This window comes from Agaribacterium haliotis (assembly GCF_002312815.1).
GTDB lineage: Bacteria > Pseudomonadota > Gammaproteobacteria > Pseudomonadales > Cellvibrionaceae > Agaribacterium > Agaribacterium haliotis.
Genome location: NZ_NKQJ01000007.1, coordinates 140,220 through 157,234, shown reverse-complemented (window position 1 = coordinate 157,234; position 17,015 = coordinate 140,220). Strand labels below are relative to the sequence as shown.

Genomic DNA, 17,015 nt, shown 5'->3' with positions numbered 1-17,015 from the left:
TTATTCTTTTTTTATTATTTTTTATTCTTTTTCGGTCAAGAGCTCAATTTTGTAGCCGTCCGGGTCCTCTACAAAAGCGAGCACCGTCGTGCTCTCTTTCATCGGGCCGGCTTCACGAGTCACCTTACCGCCGGCGGCTTTTATTCGCTCACAGGCGGCACAAACATCGTCAACAGCAATGGCTATATGACCATAGGCATTGCCGAGCTCATAGTCATCGACATCCCAGTTGTGAGTAAGCTCAATCGCAGCGCCGTCTTTTTCATCCTGATAACCAACAAACGCGAGGGTAAACTTACCGCCGGGATAGTCTTTTTTTCTGAGCAGGCGCATGCCGAGCACATCGGTATAAAAACTCAGTGAAGCCTCGAGGTCGCGAACACGCAACATCGTATGTAATAAACGCATAATAAACCCTCAGTGGTGGTTGTGATGATCCATATCGTGGTCCATATCGTGGTCCATATCGTGGTCTTCAGTGTGCGTCGCTTGCGCTTCGCTGTCCAGCTGCTCAAAGTGTTGTTTATCGATCATGGTCTCGTGCCCCTCGTGCATCATATGGCCGTGATGCGCATCGCTTGCACCGTGACTGCCGTGGCCAGCATGAGCGCTGTGATCGCCGTGGCCCAAGCTACCCCAGAGTGTCCACAGAGCAAAAATAAACATCATCAACGCCATAAATAAACGCAGCTTGCGCTTTTGCAAAAAAGCGTTGAGTCCGGTTGCCGCCAGCGCCCCACCGACAACCGCCGGCAAGGTGCCCAAACCAAAAAAGAACATATACAAAGCGCCGGAAAGTGCTGAGCCCTGAGCCAGAGCCATCGCCACTGCCGAATAGACTAAACCGCAGGGCAACCAGCCCCAGAGCATGCCCAAAGCCAGCGCCTGGGCGTCGTTGTGCACCGGCAACAGGCCCTTGCTCAGCGGCTGAATGCGGCGCCAAAGCACGGAGCCGGCTTTTTCCAGCCAGCTTAAAGCCTGGGTTGCACCGGCCAAATACAGGGCCATTAAAAACAGCAAAACAGCGGCAAAAATACGCAGGTACTGAGGCGCGGCAAACATGCCCAAGCTCGCGATCAAAGCACCGATCAGTGCGTAAGAACTCAAGCGCCCAAAATTATAGGCCAGCAGCAGTCGCAGGTGTTTTGCTTTACTTTTTTCCTTGATGGCAACACCGAGCGCCGCACCTATGCCCCCGCACATGCCGATGCAGTGCCCAGAGCCAAGCAGGCCGAGCACCAGCGCTGAAAGCAAAAACTCAACACTCATTTTTGTTCCTTATCTTTTTTCTCGTCGTCAAACAAAATGCGTTTGCCTTCGGTGTCGAGATCATCAAATTGACCACTTTTTACCGCCCAAAAAAATACCCCAACGGCAATTGCAACGATGACAATCGCCAGGGGAATAAGAATAAATAAACTTTGCATTATCCTAATCTCGAATCCAGTAACGCATGCAACAGGCTCAGCGCCGGCTTTTGTGGCGCACCGCTTTTGTTGCTATTGGGCGCAATAAATTGGCTGCAATGTCCGCCGCAATAAACCGGGTGTTCTAAAACGGTTGTAACACCCAGGCTGTAACAAACCGGGTGTAACAAATAGAGCCTTTGAATATTAGCGACTCAGGCGCAGTGAATTAAGCACCACCACCAGCGAGCTTAAACTCATGCCGATAGCCGCCAACCAAGGCGGGATATAGCCCAGCGCCGCAGCAGGCAGTGCCAGCGCATTATAACCGAGCGCCCAACTTAAGTTTTGGCGAATTACCCGTTTTACCCGCGCGGAAAATTGCATCGCTTCAAGCAAGGTTGTCAACTGAGGGTTAAGCAAGACACTATCGGCATTCACTTTGGCAAGCTGTGACGCCGACGGCATTGCCACACTCAGGTCGGCCGCACCGAGAACCGGCACGTCGTTAATACCGTCGCCGAGCATAAGCACAGGTTCGCCCTTGCGGCGCAATTGTTGCAGCTGCGCCAGTTTTTGCTCGGGCTTTAAATCGCCAAGCTGGCATTCAAAACGATGCGCAGATAAGTATTTATCGATAAAAGCATCAACATGGCGCTGCCTGTCACCACTTAATACGCTGAGCTTCAAACCCTGTTTTTCAACATAGGCAACAAACTCGCCTAAGCCGGGGCGCACCGGGTCTTCAAACGCAAACCAAGCCAGGGCCCGGCCTTCACAACTGAGCAGTTGCCACTGACGCTGATCCGGCTCAGTTGGCGCGGCTGAACAGGCAAAATCTGCGCGCCCAAAACGAAAGCGCTTGTTATCGATCTCAGCTTCAAGGCCCTGCCCGGGAAACGCCTTAACCGCGCGAGCATCGCAGCGGCTGACGATATGTTTAAACGCCTGGGCCAAGGGGTGGCGGCTGTGTTTTTCCATCGCCGCAACAATATCAAGTAGCTGCTGCGCGCTGTATTGCTGCGCATCCAACAGCCGAAGCTCACTAATGCTCGGCTGGCCCAGAGTTAAGGTTCCGGTTTTATCGAGTACAACATGCTTAATTTGCGGCAGTGTTTCTAGCGCCCCCGGTGTCATCAATAATAAACCGAGTGAGCGCAGTTTATTTAAGCCGGCGGCGAGCGCCGCCGGTGTTGCCAGCGATAAGGCACAGGGGCAAGTCACCACCAGTACCGCCAGCGCCACCCAGAATGCCCGGTCTGCATCGACAAACAGCCAGCCGAGATAAACACTCAGACAAACCAGCAGTACCGCAGCGACAAAATACCCGGCAACTTTATCGGCCAGTTGCTGCTGTTTGGGTTTTTGGCTCAGCGCTTGTTCAAGCAGCGCTTGCACCGACGCCAAGCGGGTTTGCTCGGCGCAGGCCGTGACTTGAATATCAATGGATGGCTCACCAAGCACGGAACCTGCCAGCAAACTTGCGCCACTGTTTTTTGTCTGTAAATCAGATTCACCGGTTAACAGCGCTTCGTCGAGCATGGCTAAATCCGACAGCAACTTGCCATCGCAGGGTAAAACTTCACCGGCGCGCACGTGTAGCCTGTCCCCTACTTTAACCGCAGTTAAAGGCAGCAATTCCAGATCGCCATTTTTTGCGCGGCGCTCAACCGACAGCGGCAACAGCTGGCTGAGTTTTTCTGTCTCGCGCGCACTGCGATGGCGCGCCTGCATTTCCAAATAGCGGCCAATTAACAGAAAAAACGTAAACATCGACACCGAATCAAAATACACTTCGCCGGCATTGTTAAGTGTCGCAAACACACTGGCGAGAAAAGCCAGGCCGAGCGCGAGCGAGACCGGCACATCCATATTCAAGTGTTTTAAGCGCAAACTGCGCCAGGCACCGAGAAAAAACGGCTGCGCGCTGTAGAGTAAAACCGGTATCGCAAAGATCAGAGACACCCAGCGCAGAAAGTGACGAAAATGCTCGTCGATGCCCTGCGCATCACCGGCGTGAAGGGCAAAACCCACCATGCCCACCTGCATCATGCCAAGCCCGGCCACACCGATGCGCAACAGCGCATTGCGCCGCTCTTTTTTGCGCTGGGCGACGGCGGCGTCATCATTGGCCGGCGCAGCTTTGTAGCCAATGTTTTTTAATGCCGTAAAAATAGCGCTGAGTTTTTGCTCGTTTTTATGCCAGCGCAGGCTACAGCGGTGAGTACTGACATTCACCCGAACCTGATCCACACCCGGCAACTGCTCGAGATGTTTTTCAATAAGCCAGGCGCAGGCTGCGCAGCTAATACCGCCGATCTGCAGCGCAACCCTGGCGTGCTGCTCGTCGATGGCGCAGACAAAAGTCTGCTGTAAATTGGCATCGTCGTAGGCTTCAAAGCGCTCGCTTTCATCTTCGGCACGCTCACTTTGCTGATCGCGAAAGCGATAAAAGTCACCGAGGCCACCGCTGACGATGGCCGTGCTTACCGCCAGACAGGCGTGGCAGCAGAACTCGCGGCGCTGCCCTTCCAGCTCGCAGTGATAGCGTGCATCAGCGGGCAATCCACAGTGGAAACAGCTCGATTGTTCAAGCGTAGGCTCAGCGCTCATCTTCAAAATTAATGCAGTGTGGCGCGGGCGGCATTGCCTAAATCTATTTCGCCCTGCATGCGCCAGCGTTCTATACCGGCATCATCGAGACTACTTAAGCGCAGATACCAACGCCCGCTTAATGCCTGCTTTAAATTCACCTGCCACGTGTTCTCACCGCTGCGTATCAAGGTCAGATAGTGGTCGCGCTTGGCATCGACGGGGTGGGATAAAAACAGCAATAAATCATCATCGGCAATCGCTTCTTTGCCCGAGGCGCTTAAAACAATAGCCGTTTTATCAAAATACAGCTCAGCATTTAAACCCAGTGCCTTGGCAGCTTGCTGCGAGTCAAAACTCTGATTAATCATTTTGCCAATTTTATAATAATCGTCGCTGACGACATCCTGCTTTTGTTTAAAGGCAATAGTTACCATCACCGACGACGCGGCGATCACAACCAGTAGCGGAGTCAAAATAAACCAGGCCCAAAACTGCTTGTACCAGGGGCCCTCGTGTATCTCGTCTTTTATCATGCTCAATTGTTCTCTTAGGGCCTACTTCGCAGGGCCGATAAAGTTGGTCTCTTCCTGAGCAGTTATTTCCGGGTTTTCGCGCGACCGAACGGTGACCATCATTTTACTTTTTTCACTTTTTAAAGCGTTTTTAGCCACAACCACACGTAAAGGCACGGTAAACACTTCGCCGGCTTCAACTTGCATTGGCCGGTATTTTCGCACTTCAAACGGGTACTTGCCTTCGACCTCAACATCATAGCTGTGGGCGACGTTATCCATATTATTAATTTTTATGGTGTAGACGTTTTGAATCTCGGGGCCGCGAACACGGTACAGACGCGCACCACGATCGCGAATAACATCCACACCAACCGGGCTGCGATTGGCCAAAACATAAGTAAAGGCACTGATCATCGCCACTACCGTAAGTGCGTAAGCAACCACCCTCAGGCGCACAACTTTTGTATGGCCGGTTTCGATGGCATCTTCGGAAGTAAAACTGATCAGGTTCTTTTCGTAACCGAGCTTGTCCATTACCGAATTGCAGGCATCGACACACAGGCCGCAGTTAATACACTCGTACTGGGCGCCGTCGCGAATATCGATATCAACCGGGCACACTTGCACACACCAGGAGCAGTCGATGCAATCGCCGAGCCCCTCTTTTTTATAATCACTGTTATTTTTGCGCGGCCCGCGCTTTTCACCGCGCTTCTCATTGTAAAGCACCGCCAGCGTATCTTTGTCGTACATAACACTCTGAAAGCGCGCGTACGGACACATATATTTGCAGACCTGCTCGCGCAGCCAGCCGGCGTTTAAATACGTCATGCCGGTGAAAAACAAGGTCCAGAAAATAGCCGGCGCCGGGGCTGAAAAACCGATAATGCCGGTTTCGGCATCGCGCATGGGCACAAAACCGATGAGCAATTCGCGAACCGGATAAAAATAACCAATAAAGGTAAAGCCGGTAACAAAAGCAATCAGCAACCACACTGAGTGTTTACCGGCTTTGCGCCAAATTTTTTCAAAGCTCCAGGGCTGCTGGTCGAGCTTGATCTGCTTGTTCCTGTCGCCTTCAAAAAAGTGACCAACAGCAATGTACATCAAGGTCCACACGGTTTGCGGGCAGGTAAAACCGCACCACACCCGGCCAAACAATACCGTTACCGTGAACAATAAAAACGCGGCGATAATCAAAACCCAGGCCAACAGCATAAAATCCTGGGGCCAGAAGGTCATCCACAAGATGTGAAACTGGCGAGTTGGAAGATCAAAAAACACCGCCGGGCGACCGTCGATAACTAACCACGGCAGGATTAAAAATGCAGCAATTAATGGCAGGCCGGTGTAGCGGCGAATATTGGCGAAGAAACCGCCAATTTTGCGGGTATAAATCTTAGCTTCGGATTCGTAAACATTGACGTAACGAATCTCACTATCAGTATTTTTTTTGTCTTTGCCGTTGGTGTCGCTCACAGATACAACTCCGAGTGTTGCATGTTGCTTTAGCGATCAGGCGCAGCGGGCGTGGCCGCTGCACGCGACCGACTTATTTAATCAAGACTTGGCTTGATTGAGATACGAATAAGCCTAAACAAGAAAGGGCCGCATAAGGCGGCCCAGACAATCTCTAACCTTGTTTATTCCTGAGACAGCGAATACACATACGCCGTCAACACGTGAATTTTATCTTCACGCAGCAGGTCTTTTTGCGCGGGCATCTGGTTTGCGCGGCCGTTGCGAACGCTGTGCATAATGCCTTCGCGACTGCCGTCGTAGAGCCAGATATCGTCGGTTAAATTAGGCGCGCCCAAAGCGTGCATGCCTTTGCCATCGGCACCGTGGCAAGCGGCACAGTTTTGCGCAAAAACACTGGCGCCGTCAGCAGCTGACGCAGCGTCGTGCTCGGCACCGCTAAGGCTCAACACGTAGTCGGCAACCTGGGCCACTTTTGCTTCGCCGAGAATAGCACCCCACGGCGGCATGGCGCCGTTGCGGCCATTGGTAATGCTGTCGCGAATTTGTTCGGGCTTGCCGCCGTAGAGCCAATCGCCGTCACTTAAATCGGGGAAACCAAAGTTACCGCCGGCATCCGCACCGTGACAAACCGCGCAGTTGTTGGCGAACAGGCGCGCGCCCATTTTCATCGCTTTGGGGTTGTCGATCAGCTCTTCGACGCTCATTTGGTTAAACACACCGTAGCTCTGCTCATAGCTGGCCAGTGCTTTTTCCTGATCGGCTTTTAATTCGCCGACCGAGGTCCAGCCGAGCAGGCCCTTCCACGAGCCGAGCCCCGGGTAAAGTAGCAGCCAGATCGCGCCAAAAATCAAGGTGGCAATAAACATATTGAACCACCAGCGCGGCAGCGGGTTGTCGTATTCTTCAATGCCATCGTAAACGTGGCCAGTTGTGCGGTTTTCAGGATCTTGGTCGTCGCGCACCGCGACTTTGCGGTTGGCAAAAAGCACCCAGATAACCAAGGCTAAACAAGCCAGGGTTAAGACAATGATCCACAGGCTCCAAAATGTACTCATGTTTATTCGCCCCTATGCTGCTCGCTCTCTTTGCGAGCGCTTTGTTGTGATTGTTCGTCATCTGCAAATGGCAGATTTGCGGCCTCGTCAAATTTTTTCTTGCGCTTGGGGCTAAACGCCCACCAGCACACACCGATAAAGGCGAGAAAAACAAAAACGGTCGACAGGCCGCGAACGGTATTAATGTCCATGCTTAACGCTTGTGAGTCAGCAAGGTGCCAAGTTGCTGCAAATAGGCCACCAGAGCATCGATCTCCGTAGTGCCTTTAACTGCAGCTTGAGCGCCTGCAATGTCGTCATCGGTATATGGAACACCGACCGAGCGCAGGGCTTTCATCTTGGCGCCAGTGTGCTCACCATCGAGCACGGCATCAAACAACCAAGGGAATTCCGGCATATTTGACTCGGGCACAACATTGCGCGGGTTGTACAAATGCGCTTTGTGCCAGGTGTCAGAGTAACGGCCGCCTACACGGGCGAGGTCTGGCCCGGTGCGCTTAGAGCCCCACAAGAACGGGTGCTCATAAACACTTTCACCGGCGACACTGTAGTGACCATAGCGCTCAACTTCAGCGCGAAGTGGGCGAACCATCTGCGTGTGACACACGTGGCAGCCTTCGCGAATGTAAATATCGCGACCTTCGAGCTCAACCGCACTTAAAGGTTTTAAACCCTCAACCGGCTCAGTGGTTTCCTTCAGGTAAAACTGAGGCACGATTTCAACCAGGGCACCAAAGCTGATCGCAAAGACCGTCAGCAATACCAACAGGCCGATATTCTTTTCGACGATGTCATGATTTTTCATTGATCAGTCTTCCCTCTTAAGCCGCTTGCGCAGCAGGCGCTGCTTCTTTTTTGTCGTCTTCGATGGTGCGGTACATGTTGTAAGCCATCAGTACCATACCGGCGAGGAAAAACGCACCGCCAACAAAGCGCACAAAGTACCCCGGGTAGCTCGCTTCCAGAGACTCAACAAAGCTGTAAGTCAGCGAGCCATCGCTGTTAAAGGCGCGCCACATCAGACCTTGCAGCAGGCCGTTTACCCACATAGAAGCGATGTACAGCACAGTACCGATAGTTGCCAACCAGAAGTGAACATTAACCAGTGGTACAGACCACATCTCTTTGCGATTAAACAGGTGAGGAATCAGGTGGTAACAAGCACCGATAGAAATCATCGCCACCCAGCCTAAGGCGCCGGAGTGTACGTGACCGATGGTCCAGTCGGTGTTGTGGCTCAGCGCGTTGACAGTCTTGATCGACATCATCGGGCCTTCGAAGGTAGACATACCGTAAAAAGACAGCGAGACAACCAGGAAACGCAAAGTAGGATCGGTGCGCAGTTTGTGCCACGCGCCACTTAATGTCAGCACACCGTTGATCATGCCGCCCCAGCTAGGCGCCAAGAGGATCAGCGACATAACCATGCCGAGGGTCTGAGCCCAGTCTGGCAGAGCACTGTAGTGCAGGTGGTGAGCACCGGCCCAAACGTAGATAGAAATCAGCGCCCAGAAGTGAACGATGGACAGCTGGTAAGAGTAAACCGGGCGCTCGGCTTGCTTAGGTACGAAGTAGTACATAATGCCGAGAAAGCCCGCAGTCAGGAAGAAACCGACCGCATTGTGACCGTACCACCACTGGATCATCGCATCCATAGCACCTGCGTACATAGAATAAGACTTCAACATACCGGCAACGGGAACCGCCATCGAGTTCACCACGTGCAGCACGGCTACGGTGACAATAAAGGCACCAAAGAACCAGTTTGCAACATAGATGTGGGAAGTCTTGCGCTTGACGATGGTGCCAAAAAACACGGCCGCGTAGGCAACCCAAACCAGGGTAATAAGAATGTCGATGGGCCATTCAAGCTCGGCGTATTCTTTGGCCGAGGTATAACCCATAGGCAAGGTGATGGCAGCCAAAACAATGACTAACTGCCAGCCCCAAAACGTAAACGGGATTAAGGGGCCGCCCCAAAGCTTGGCCTGACAAGTTCGCTGCACCACATAATACGAGGTCGCGAACAGCGCACAGCCACCAAAAGCAAAAATAACTGCATTGGTATGCAGAGGGCGCAAGCGGCCAAAGTGCGTATAAGGTTGCAGAATGTCATTGAGCTCAGGCCAGACCAACTGAGCGGCGAGCAGCACACCGACGGCCATGCCGACAATGCCCCAGATTACTGTCATAACAGTAAATTTACGCACCACATCGTAGTTGTATGTGACTTCAGATTGAGCAGCAGATGCTTCACTCGTCATATCAACTTCCCAGGTTTTAGATTAATAATTGTTTTGTAAGCGCCTTGCGGCCACCAAAGTAAATAAACCGCGGCCTAAGCGTCGGGGCTTCGTGCCCCGGCCAGCAGCGGTGGGATATGGCTAGCCTCTCAACTCACACCAAGCAAAGCAAGTGCGGTCGACGAAGCGGGCGCCATTTTGCAGCAACTATAAATAAGACGCACTCGATTTTTTTGATCTTAATCAAGTGCATCTTGCTGCCTGTTTACGCCGTTAGTCGTCGAGTAAATCGCGACCTTTCTGCGAAGCAATACGCAAGCGCAGCGAGTTCAGTTTGATAAAACCCTCGGCGTCTTTCTGATTGTAGGCGCCGGCGTCGTCTTCAAAGGTCGCTATTTTCTCGTCAAACAAACTGTCATCGGAGCGGCGACCAACCACACTGACCGCACCTTTATAGAGTTTGACGCGCACATCGCCATTGACAACGTTTTGGCTCTCGTCGATCAAGGCCTGCAACATTTTGCGCTCTGGGCTCCACCAGTAACCGTTGTAAACCAGCTCGGCATACTTCGGCATGATGCTGTCTTTTAAGTGTGCAGCTTCGCGATCTAAGCACAGGCTCTCAATGGCGCGGCGCGCCTTGAGCAAAATCGTACCGCCAGGGGTTTCATAACAGCCGCGGCTTTTCATACCGACATAGCGGTTTTCAACGATGTCCAAACGGCCGACACCGTTGGCACCGCCGCGCTTATTTAAGGCCTCAAGCAAAGTTGCCGGGCTCATTTCAACACCGTCGATGGCAACCGGATCGCCGTTACGGAAAGAGATCTCAAGGTATTCAGCTTTGTCCGGCGCCGCTTCAGGGGCCACCGACCAACGCCACATATCCTCTTCGGCTTCGTTCCACGGATCTTCTAACAAATCGCCTTCGTAGCTGATATGCAGCAAGTTGGCATCCATAGAATACGGCGACTTTTTCTTTGCGTTGGCAAAGTCGACCGGAATATTGTGCTCTTCACAATAGGCCATCAGCGTTTCGCGCGAGCTCAAATCCCATTCGCGCCACGGCGCAATCACTTGAATACCGGGTTTTAAGGCATAGGCGCCAAGTTCAAAACGAACCTGGTCATTGCCTTTACCGGTTGCGCCGTGACTGATTGCATCGGCGCCGGTCTCATTGGCGATTTCGATCAGGCGCTTGGCAATAAGTGGCCGGGCAATGGAGGTACCCAGCAAATATTCGCCTTCATAAATGGCATTGGAGCGAAACATCGGGAATACGTAGTCGCGAACAAACTCTTCACGCAAATCGTCGATATAAATTTCTTTAACGCCGAGCGCTTCGGCTTTGGCGCGCGCCGGTTCAACCTCTTCACCCTGGCCGATATCGGCAGTGAAGGTTACAACTTCGCAGTTGTAGGTTTCTTGAAGCCATTTAACAATGACCGACGTGTCGAGGCCGCCACTATAAGCGAGCACGACTTTTTTTACTGAAGAGGACATCGCCACCCCACAAGTTCAAATATTGTACAAAGTCTTATGCGGCGCGGATTATAGCGATAAAGCCCCTCTGAGACCACTGTCGAAAGACTCGAGGCCAACAGTTTGTCACGCCAATGCTTTCTGGTATTGTCTGCGCCGGTCTAAAAACTAAACAAGCCGGCAGCGTTAGCATTTAAGCCCAAGAACTTATAAGCCCAAAAACTTAGTAAGCCACAGCAACTTAGCCAGCATCTAGCGCAACGACGGCGGCATCGACATCTGCAACACGCTAACCACGAGAAGTCCTATGATTCGCATACTGGTCTCAAGCCTCTTCATATTTTGGCTGGGTTTGACTAACTGTATTGCCGCCACTCAAACACAGCTCGTTGCAGACGAGCGCCTGGCCCCGCCGCTGCCCCAACAACAAAACATTGCGCAAAAAGGCCTCGGCGCGGAAGTGCTTTACGCCATTAATAAAGTAGAGCTAGGGCAAGACGGCCACTGGCACAGCCGCAGTTATGTCAGTGTGCGTGTCAACGATTTAGATGCCGCGCGCGACTACGGCCGCCTCGTTATTGCCTACAACCACTACTACAGCGAACTCGAGCTCGACTTTGCCAACAGCATCAACAGCGAAGGCGTTATCAGCGCCGTCGCCAAAGACGCTATTCAGCGGCGTGTGACCGGCGGCGGCCAGGATTTTTATTCCGATCGCAGTGAGCTGGTTTTTAGCCTGCCCGACATTAAACCGGGCAGCGTGTTGGAGTTCCAGTATTCGCGCAAAAGCAAAATCATCGCTCTGCCGGGCCTCTATGCCACCAGCGCAACACCGCACTGGTTTCAGAGCACCGCCGGCAACGACAGCTGGCGCGCCGACTTTGTTCACCACTACGACTTCGATATCAGCGCGCCCAAAAATCAGCCACTGTACTGGCAAACTCAAGCGGGCTTTGATGGCAAAAACACAAAACGCAGCCGCGGCGCTGTTACGCACTACCGCTGGCAACTCAGCGACGTCGCGGCAATCAAAGCCGAAGACTGGATGCCGCCGTCCAAACGCATCATTCCCGCGTTGACGCTGAGCAACCAAAAAGATTGGTCACTGGTCGATGCCTGGACCTGGCACAAGGTCGCCGACAAGCTTGCGCCCAGCGATAAATTGCGCGCGACAGCCGCGCAGTTGGGAATTGCCGAAAACGCCAGCGTCGACGATAAAATACGAGCCGTCTACGCCTACTTGCAAAACAATGTGCGCTACGTATTTGCCCACCTCGGGCGCGGCGGCTACGAACCTCACTTCCCGGATAAGGTAATCGACGCGAGCTACGGAGACTGCAAAGATCAAACCGTACTGGCGCTGGCGCTGTTAAAACAGCTCGGTGTCGAAGCCTACCCTGCCCTGATTGAAACACCCAACGCCGGCCAATCCGACACCGAACTTGTCGCACTGATTTTTGATCACATGATTGTGCACATTAGCGATGCACGCGCGACGCTGCGCTGGATGGACAGCACCGGCGACCGCGCGCTCTTTCCGGGGGTCAGCAATTACCTTAAAGGCCAGAACGTGCTGATCGTCAACGGCGAAGGTGGCAAGCTAATAAACATGCCGGAACTTGGCGAAAATCGCGCCGAGCTGAGCGCTCACTACCGCCGCGATCAACTTAAACAAGTAGTCGATGTGGAAATCAAACTCAGCGGCAGTCTCGAACAGAATACACGCAGCTGGTGGACGCACAACTCCGACAAAAAAAACGCGCTGAACCAATATATGGGCAGCTTGTTTTCAAACTACGACAGCATGGAAACGCAGCTGCTTTACAGCGACGAGCTATTTAAACCGGTACTTATCAAAGCTACTTACAGTTTTACAAGGGATACTGAGTTCGACGAATACGCGGCAAGCATGGCGCAGATGCTGCGCTTATTCTCCAGCTATAGCAGCCTGCCGCTGCCCGAATCGCGCAGATGGCCGTTTTATGAGCCGCACGGTTACAGCCTCGGCATGCATCTGAACTTTGAAGCCGATAAAAACTACTTGCCGGCGCTGGTGCAAAGCGCCGACACATTAGCCACACCGTGGTTTACGCTAGATCACCACAGTGAACAACAGGGCCAACAACTAAAGCTTGAACTTGATTTTCGCAAAAACGAGCTCGACTTATCTGCGGCCGACTATCGCGACTACTACCAGGCCGTGCAAGCTTTGGATCAGCGCCCTGTATGGCTGGTAAAAATGCTCGAAGACAGCAGCAATAGCTTTGCGGAAGCAGCAGAACCCCTGCCGAGTGCGGTCAGAACAGCGCCGGGCTTAATTGCCCAAGCGCGAGCTCTGCTTGAAGCCGGCCGCTTTAGTGAAGCCCTTAACAGCGCCGAACAAGCCGTTGCGACGCAGCAGCAAAATGGCGAAGCCTGGTATGTACTCGGCCTCACCCAAGGCTTTAACTCGCAGATCGAAAATAGCGCTACGTCATTTGCCAAGGCTGAGGACCTGGGTTACCAGCCGTGAACGTTTTGTATCGCAACGTCCGCCCGATCACAGCTGTTACGCAGTTCATGCAAGCTATGCAACCGGTACAACTCATGCAACTCATACAGCGTAGAGAGCTTATCCAGCTGAGGCCAAAAGCCCTGTGCCTGTTTGTGCTGACAGCACTGACAATGCTTGGCGGCTGTCAGCTTCAGCCACAGAAACAGCCAAAAAGCGCGGGCGCCTACGCCGAATCCGCAGCCAAACACTACCAGCGCTGGCTCGGGCAAAGCGGTTCGATCGACGAGCTCAAACTCGCGGTAAAAGAGTTTGAATACGCCACAAGTGCACAGCCCCACAACGCCCGTTATCGACTCGAATACTATCAAGCTCTGCTGGATCTTGCGCTCAATGACAGCAGCATCAGCGAAGCTGCGCTGTTGGAACAATATCGCCGTTTACACCCGGCGGCACGAGCTGAGGTCGCAAGCCCGGCCTATGTTAGTTACCGACGAGCCCAGAGGAATCAGCAAAACCTGGACACGCAACTTGAGCACGCGCTTAGAGCAACCGAGCAAAACCCGGCCAACAGTCAAAACTGGCTATTCAGCGCCGAGCTCTTTAAACGCCAAGAGCTGTATAACAACGCCCTGCACAGCATCGATATTGCCATAGATCTCAACCCTAAGGTCACGCAATACACCTATGAAAAAGGCCGCATATATATCGGCCAGGCCTTTGCCAAGCGCTGCTCTGGCGCAGAAAAACAACTTCTGCAGCAAGCGGCCAATCATTTCAGCCTGGCCGCACGCGAGCAGCCGCAAAACAGCCGCTACAGTTTAGCGGCGAGCCAGAGTTACATCGCCCTCGGCATGCCCGCACTGGCGTTAATGGAAGCTCAGCGCAGCTATAAACTAAAACCGGACAACAACAATGTCCGCGCGCTCTACAGCGCCTTGTTTTTCTCGTCTCAATTTGACGAGGCTTTTTTATTAATTGATCAATACCCAAAATCTGCCATCGACACCCCGGCCAATCGCAGCTTAAAACTCTGGTATGAACTGCGGGGGCAAAAAGATTTAAGCCAGGAGCGGGCCGAGCAGTTTCTCGACAATTTTCTTGTGGCCGACCTACAAAGTCGCGGCAGTGTTTTTAATCTGAGCGCGTTTTATTTACTGGCGCTATCGGAGCGAGACTACCGGGAGATTTTTCAGTATTCACAGCAGCAGCTGAGCACAACTGAGCGCCAGCGCTTTTCTGAACTTAGCGAGCTCTATCGAACACCGACAGCCGAACTCAAAAGTATTAGCGGCGAAGCCTGCAGCAAAAATGAACTGAGTTATTATCAGGCTCTGCAGCTGGCCAACAATGGTGATATCGAAGCTGCTAAAGCCAAGATGCGCAAACTAAGTAAGGAAAAAATCAACCATCTCAGCATGCGGCGCTGGTGGGCCCAGCTGCTTAGCGAAGCGCCGAGTTCGGGCGCACAAAACAGCATTCAGCGCTATGAAGGTTAAAACGCGAGAAAGCGGCGCGATCACTGGCCGGCGGCCTGATCGGCAAGCGGCAATACCTCAATCTCTTCGACTCGCTCCATGCGCACGGTGACGCGGCGGTTTTTGGCGCGCCCGGCAACACTGCCGTTGGAGGCAACCGGATAGCGCTCACCGTGCCAGCGCAAGGTAATCCAGTCTTTGGGTATACCGCGACGCTCGAGATACTGCGCCACTAACATTGCTCGTTTTTTTGACAGCTCGAGGTTGTCGGCCCGATCGCCAACACTGTCTGAGTGGCCGTCAATATAAAAATAACGAATTTTATTATCGTGCTTCACCAATTTAAGCATCTGGTCCAGCTGAGCGGTCAAACGCAGCGGCAGCTCTTCGACATCCCCGCCCGGAAACAACAAAGCCGTGCGTCGCAACTGATCAAAGTTGCGCGGCAGTAGGCCACTTACGCAGCGCAAATAGTCGCGATAACTCTGCTGAAAACCGATGGTGCTCAACGCCAACCGAGCCTGACTTGCCTGACTGTCAAACCAGGTGGCTGCGCGCAATTCGATATTCTCGCCACTGTAAAGCTTGGCCAGCAGGCGCTCGGTAAGCTCGGAATTTAACCACAGCGGCCGGCGCCCCTGCTTAACCGGCACGCTCGCTAACTTCTGTTCTAGTTGCTCAGCTTTCCAAAGCGGTGCAACCGCAAATAAATCAGCCTGCCCGTCCTGCATGCGCGCCGTCGACGAACGCAAATAAAAACCAGAGGCTTCACCTGCGCGGGTGCGAAAAACGGCCTGACCATAAAAAGGGATATTGTGCTCGAGCCGGCAACTGTGCACGGAGCTGTGCAGGCGCCAACTGCTGTCATTGATGGCATTGCTATAACTTAAAGCCGCCGCAAACGCCTCAGGCAGAACAAAGCTAAGCAGCAAAACAAAAAGCGTACTTCGACACACAGACAAACCGAATCACTCCGTAACAAGCCAGAACCACGTCGACAGAAAGATGCTTGAGCCAGCACGTATTCACAGCAATAAGCTGCATCACGCGCCGGCCAAATAAGCATTAAACCTGCAAATAAATCGCAACAGCCGTGACTTATTTGTCGACCGGGCGGCACAGAACTTGAGCTCGGTATCGCTACTCAGTGCAAAGTGCAGCAAAATTCGTTAGCATGCGCCGCAATGCAATAGACAAGCCACGGTGACCTAAGGCCCATGAATACAAGTGTAGATAGCTTGAGCATTATCGCTCCCGACGATTGGCACATTCATCTGCGCGACGATCAAGCGCTGAATTTAACAGTGCCGCACGCCGCGCGCAGCTTCGCCCGAGCCATTGTCATGCCCAACCTGGTGCCACCTGTCTGCAATGCTGAGCAAGCCCAGGCCTACAAACAGCGCATCCTTGCGGCTTTGCCGGCAGGCGCAACATTTGAACCACTGATGGTGCTGTACCTGACCGACAACACCAGCGCCGCCGATATTGAAGCCGCCGCGGCAGCTGGCGTGGTGGCCTGCAAACTCTACCCGGCCGGTGCAACCACCAACAGCGACAGCGGCGTGACGGCAATCGAAAATATCTACCCAGCACTTGAGGCCATGCAAAAGGTCGGCATGAAACTGCTTGTGCACGGTGAAGTCACCGACAGCCATATCGACATTTTCGATAGAGAAGCCGAGTTTATCGAGAAAAAACTTGCGCCACTGACTGAGCGTTTCAGCGCGTTAAAAACCGTGTTTGAACACATCACCACCGCCGACGCCGCCGACTTTGTCAAGCGAGCCGGCGCCAATGTCGCGGCGACGATCACCGCTCACCACCTGCTCTACAACCGCAATCATATGTTGGCCGGCGGCATACGCCCGCACTACTACTGCTTGCCGATCTTAAAAGCGGGCAAACACCAACAGGCCCTGATCGACGCAGCCACCAGTGGCTCAAGCAAGTTCTTCCTCGGCACAGATTCAGCCCCGCACGCGCGCTCGAAAAAAGAGAATGTATGCGGCTGCGCCGGTTCCTACACCGCGTACAGCGCGCTCGAGCTCTATGCAACAGCGTTTGAGCAAGCCGGCGCGCTCGACAAACTCGAAGCCTTTGCCTCGCTCTACGGCCCGGACTTTTACGAATTGCCGCGCAATAGCCATAAAGTCACACTTGTGCGCCAGAGTTGGACCATGCCCGAGGAGTTTGACTACCTCGACGAAAAAATTCGCCCCCTTTGTGCCGGCGAGCAGTTAAATTGGAAACTGGAACAGGCTTAATGCA

Annotated in this window: 15 protein-coding genes; 3 read left to right on the top strand and 12 right to left on the bottom strand. The window is 53.1% G+C overall.

The window, feature by feature from the left end:
* Positions 1-21 precede the first annotated feature (21 nt).
* From gloA to CFK45_RS09835, 11 genes are all read right to left on the bottom strand, one after another.
* The gene (gene gloA / locus CFK45_RS09885; RefSeq protein ID WP_096086282.1) at positions 22-408 is read right to left on the bottom strand and encodes a lactoylglutathione lyase; all 387 of its coding nucleotides are present in this window, start codon (positions 406-408) and stop codon (positions 22-24) included.
* A 9-nt stretch (positions 409-417) separates the two neighbouring features.
* Positions 418-1,269 carry a sulfite exporter TauE/SafE family protein gene (locus CFK45_RS09880; protein WP_096086281.1) on the bottom strand — a complete coding sequence of 284 codons (852 nt, stop codon included), beginning with the start codon at positions 1,267-1,269 and terminating at the stop codon, positions 418-420.
* Positions 1,266-1,427 carry a cbb3-type cytochrome oxidase assembly protein CcoS gene (ccoS, locus tag CFK45_RS09875; RefSeq protein WP_096086280.1) on the bottom strand — a complete coding sequence of 54 codons (162 nt, stop codon included), beginning with the start codon at positions 1,425-1,427 and terminating at the stop codon, positions 1,266-1,268. Before ccoS ends, CFK45_RS09880 begins: the two co-directional genes overlap by 4 nt.
* Positions 1,428-1,613: 186 nt before the next feature.
* Entirely contained in the window at positions 1,614-4,019 is a 2,406-nt protein-coding gene (locus CFK45_RS09870) for a heavy metal translocating P-type ATPase (RefSeq protein WP_096086279.1), read from the bottom strand.
* An 8-nt stretch (positions 4,020-4,027) separates the two neighbouring features.
* Positions 4,028-4,534, bottom strand: a complete 507-nt coding sequence (locus CFK45_RS09865; RefSeq protein ID WP_096086278.1) for a FixH family protein — start codon at positions 4,532-4,534, stop codon at positions 4,028-4,030.
* A gap of 21 nt (positions 4,535-4,555) precedes the next feature.
* The gene (gene ccoG, locus CFK45_RS09860) at positions 4,556-5,995 is read right to left on the bottom strand and encodes a cytochrome c oxidase accessory protein CcoG (RefSeq protein ID WP_096086277.1); all 1,440 of its coding nucleotides are present in this window, start codon (positions 5,993-5,995) and stop codon (positions 4,556-4,558) included.
* Positions 5,996-6,159: 164 nt separating this feature from the next.
* Positions 6,160-7,053 (bottom strand): cytochrome-c oxidase, cbb3-type subunit III, encoded by an 894-nt coding sequence (ccoP, locus tag CFK45_RS09855; protein WP_192870753.1) that lies wholly within the window; start codon positions 7,051-7,053, stop codon positions 6,160-6,162.
* Between the two features lie 2 nt (positions 7,054-7,055).
* On the bottom strand, positions 7,056-7,244 hold the full coding sequence (locus CFK45_RS09850) for a cbb3-type cytochrome oxidase subunit 3 (RefSeq protein ID WP_096086276.1): 189 nt from the start codon (positions 7,242-7,244) through the stop codon (positions 7,056-7,058).
* Between the two features lie 2 nt (positions 7,245-7,246).
* A complete protein-coding gene (ccoO, locus tag CFK45_RS09845; protein WP_096086275.1) occupies positions 7,247-7,858 on the bottom strand; it encodes a cytochrome-c oxidase, cbb3-type subunit II in 612 nt (203 codons plus the stop codon).
* 16 nt (positions 7,859-7,874) lie between these two features.
* Positions 7,875-9,317 carry a cytochrome-c oxidase, cbb3-type subunit I gene (ccoN, locus tag CFK45_RS09840; RefSeq protein WP_096086274.1) on the bottom strand — a complete coding sequence of 481 codons (1,443 nt, stop codon included), beginning with the start codon at positions 9,315-9,317 and terminating at the stop codon, positions 7,875-7,877.
* 252 nt (positions 9,318-9,569) lie between these two features.
* Positions 9,570-10,799: an argininosuccinate synthase gene (locus CFK45_RS09835; RefSeq protein WP_096086366.1), complete on the bottom strand. Its 1,230-nt coding sequence runs from the start codon at positions 10,797-10,799 to the stop codon at positions 9,570-9,572.
* Positions 10,800-11,085: 286 nt separating this feature from the next.
* Between CFK45_RS09835 and CFK45_RS09830 the strand changes: the two genes are divergently transcribed.
* Complete coding sequence (locus tag CFK45_RS09830; protein WP_096086273.1) at positions 11,086-13,290, top strand: transglutaminase family protein; 2,205 nt, start codon at positions 11,086-11,088, stop codon at positions 13,288-13,290.
* Between the two features lie 74 nt (positions 13,291-13,364).
* A complete protein-coding gene (locus tag CFK45_RS09825; protein WP_143247546.1) occupies positions 13,365-14,768 on the top strand; it encodes a tetratricopeptide repeat protein in 1,404 nt (467 codons plus the stop codon).
* A 20-nt stretch (positions 14,769-14,788) separates the two neighbouring features.
* Here the strand turns inward: CFK45_RS09825 and CFK45_RS09820 are convergent, their stop codons facing one another.
* A complete protein-coding gene (locus CFK45_RS09820; RefSeq protein WP_239923634.1) occupies positions 14,789-15,703 on the bottom strand; it encodes a flagellar protein MotY in 915 nt (304 codons plus the stop codon).
* Between the two features lie 261 nt (positions 15,704-15,964).
* On the opposite strand from CFK45_RS09820, the gene pyrC reads away from it, so the two are divergent.
* Positions 15,965-17,011 (top strand): dihydroorotase, encoded by a 1,047-nt coding sequence (pyrC, locus tag CFK45_RS09815; RefSeq protein ID WP_096086271.1) that lies wholly within the window; start codon positions 15,965-15,967, stop codon positions 17,009-17,011.
* The last annotated feature ends 4 nt before the right edge of the window (positions 17,012-17,015 follow it).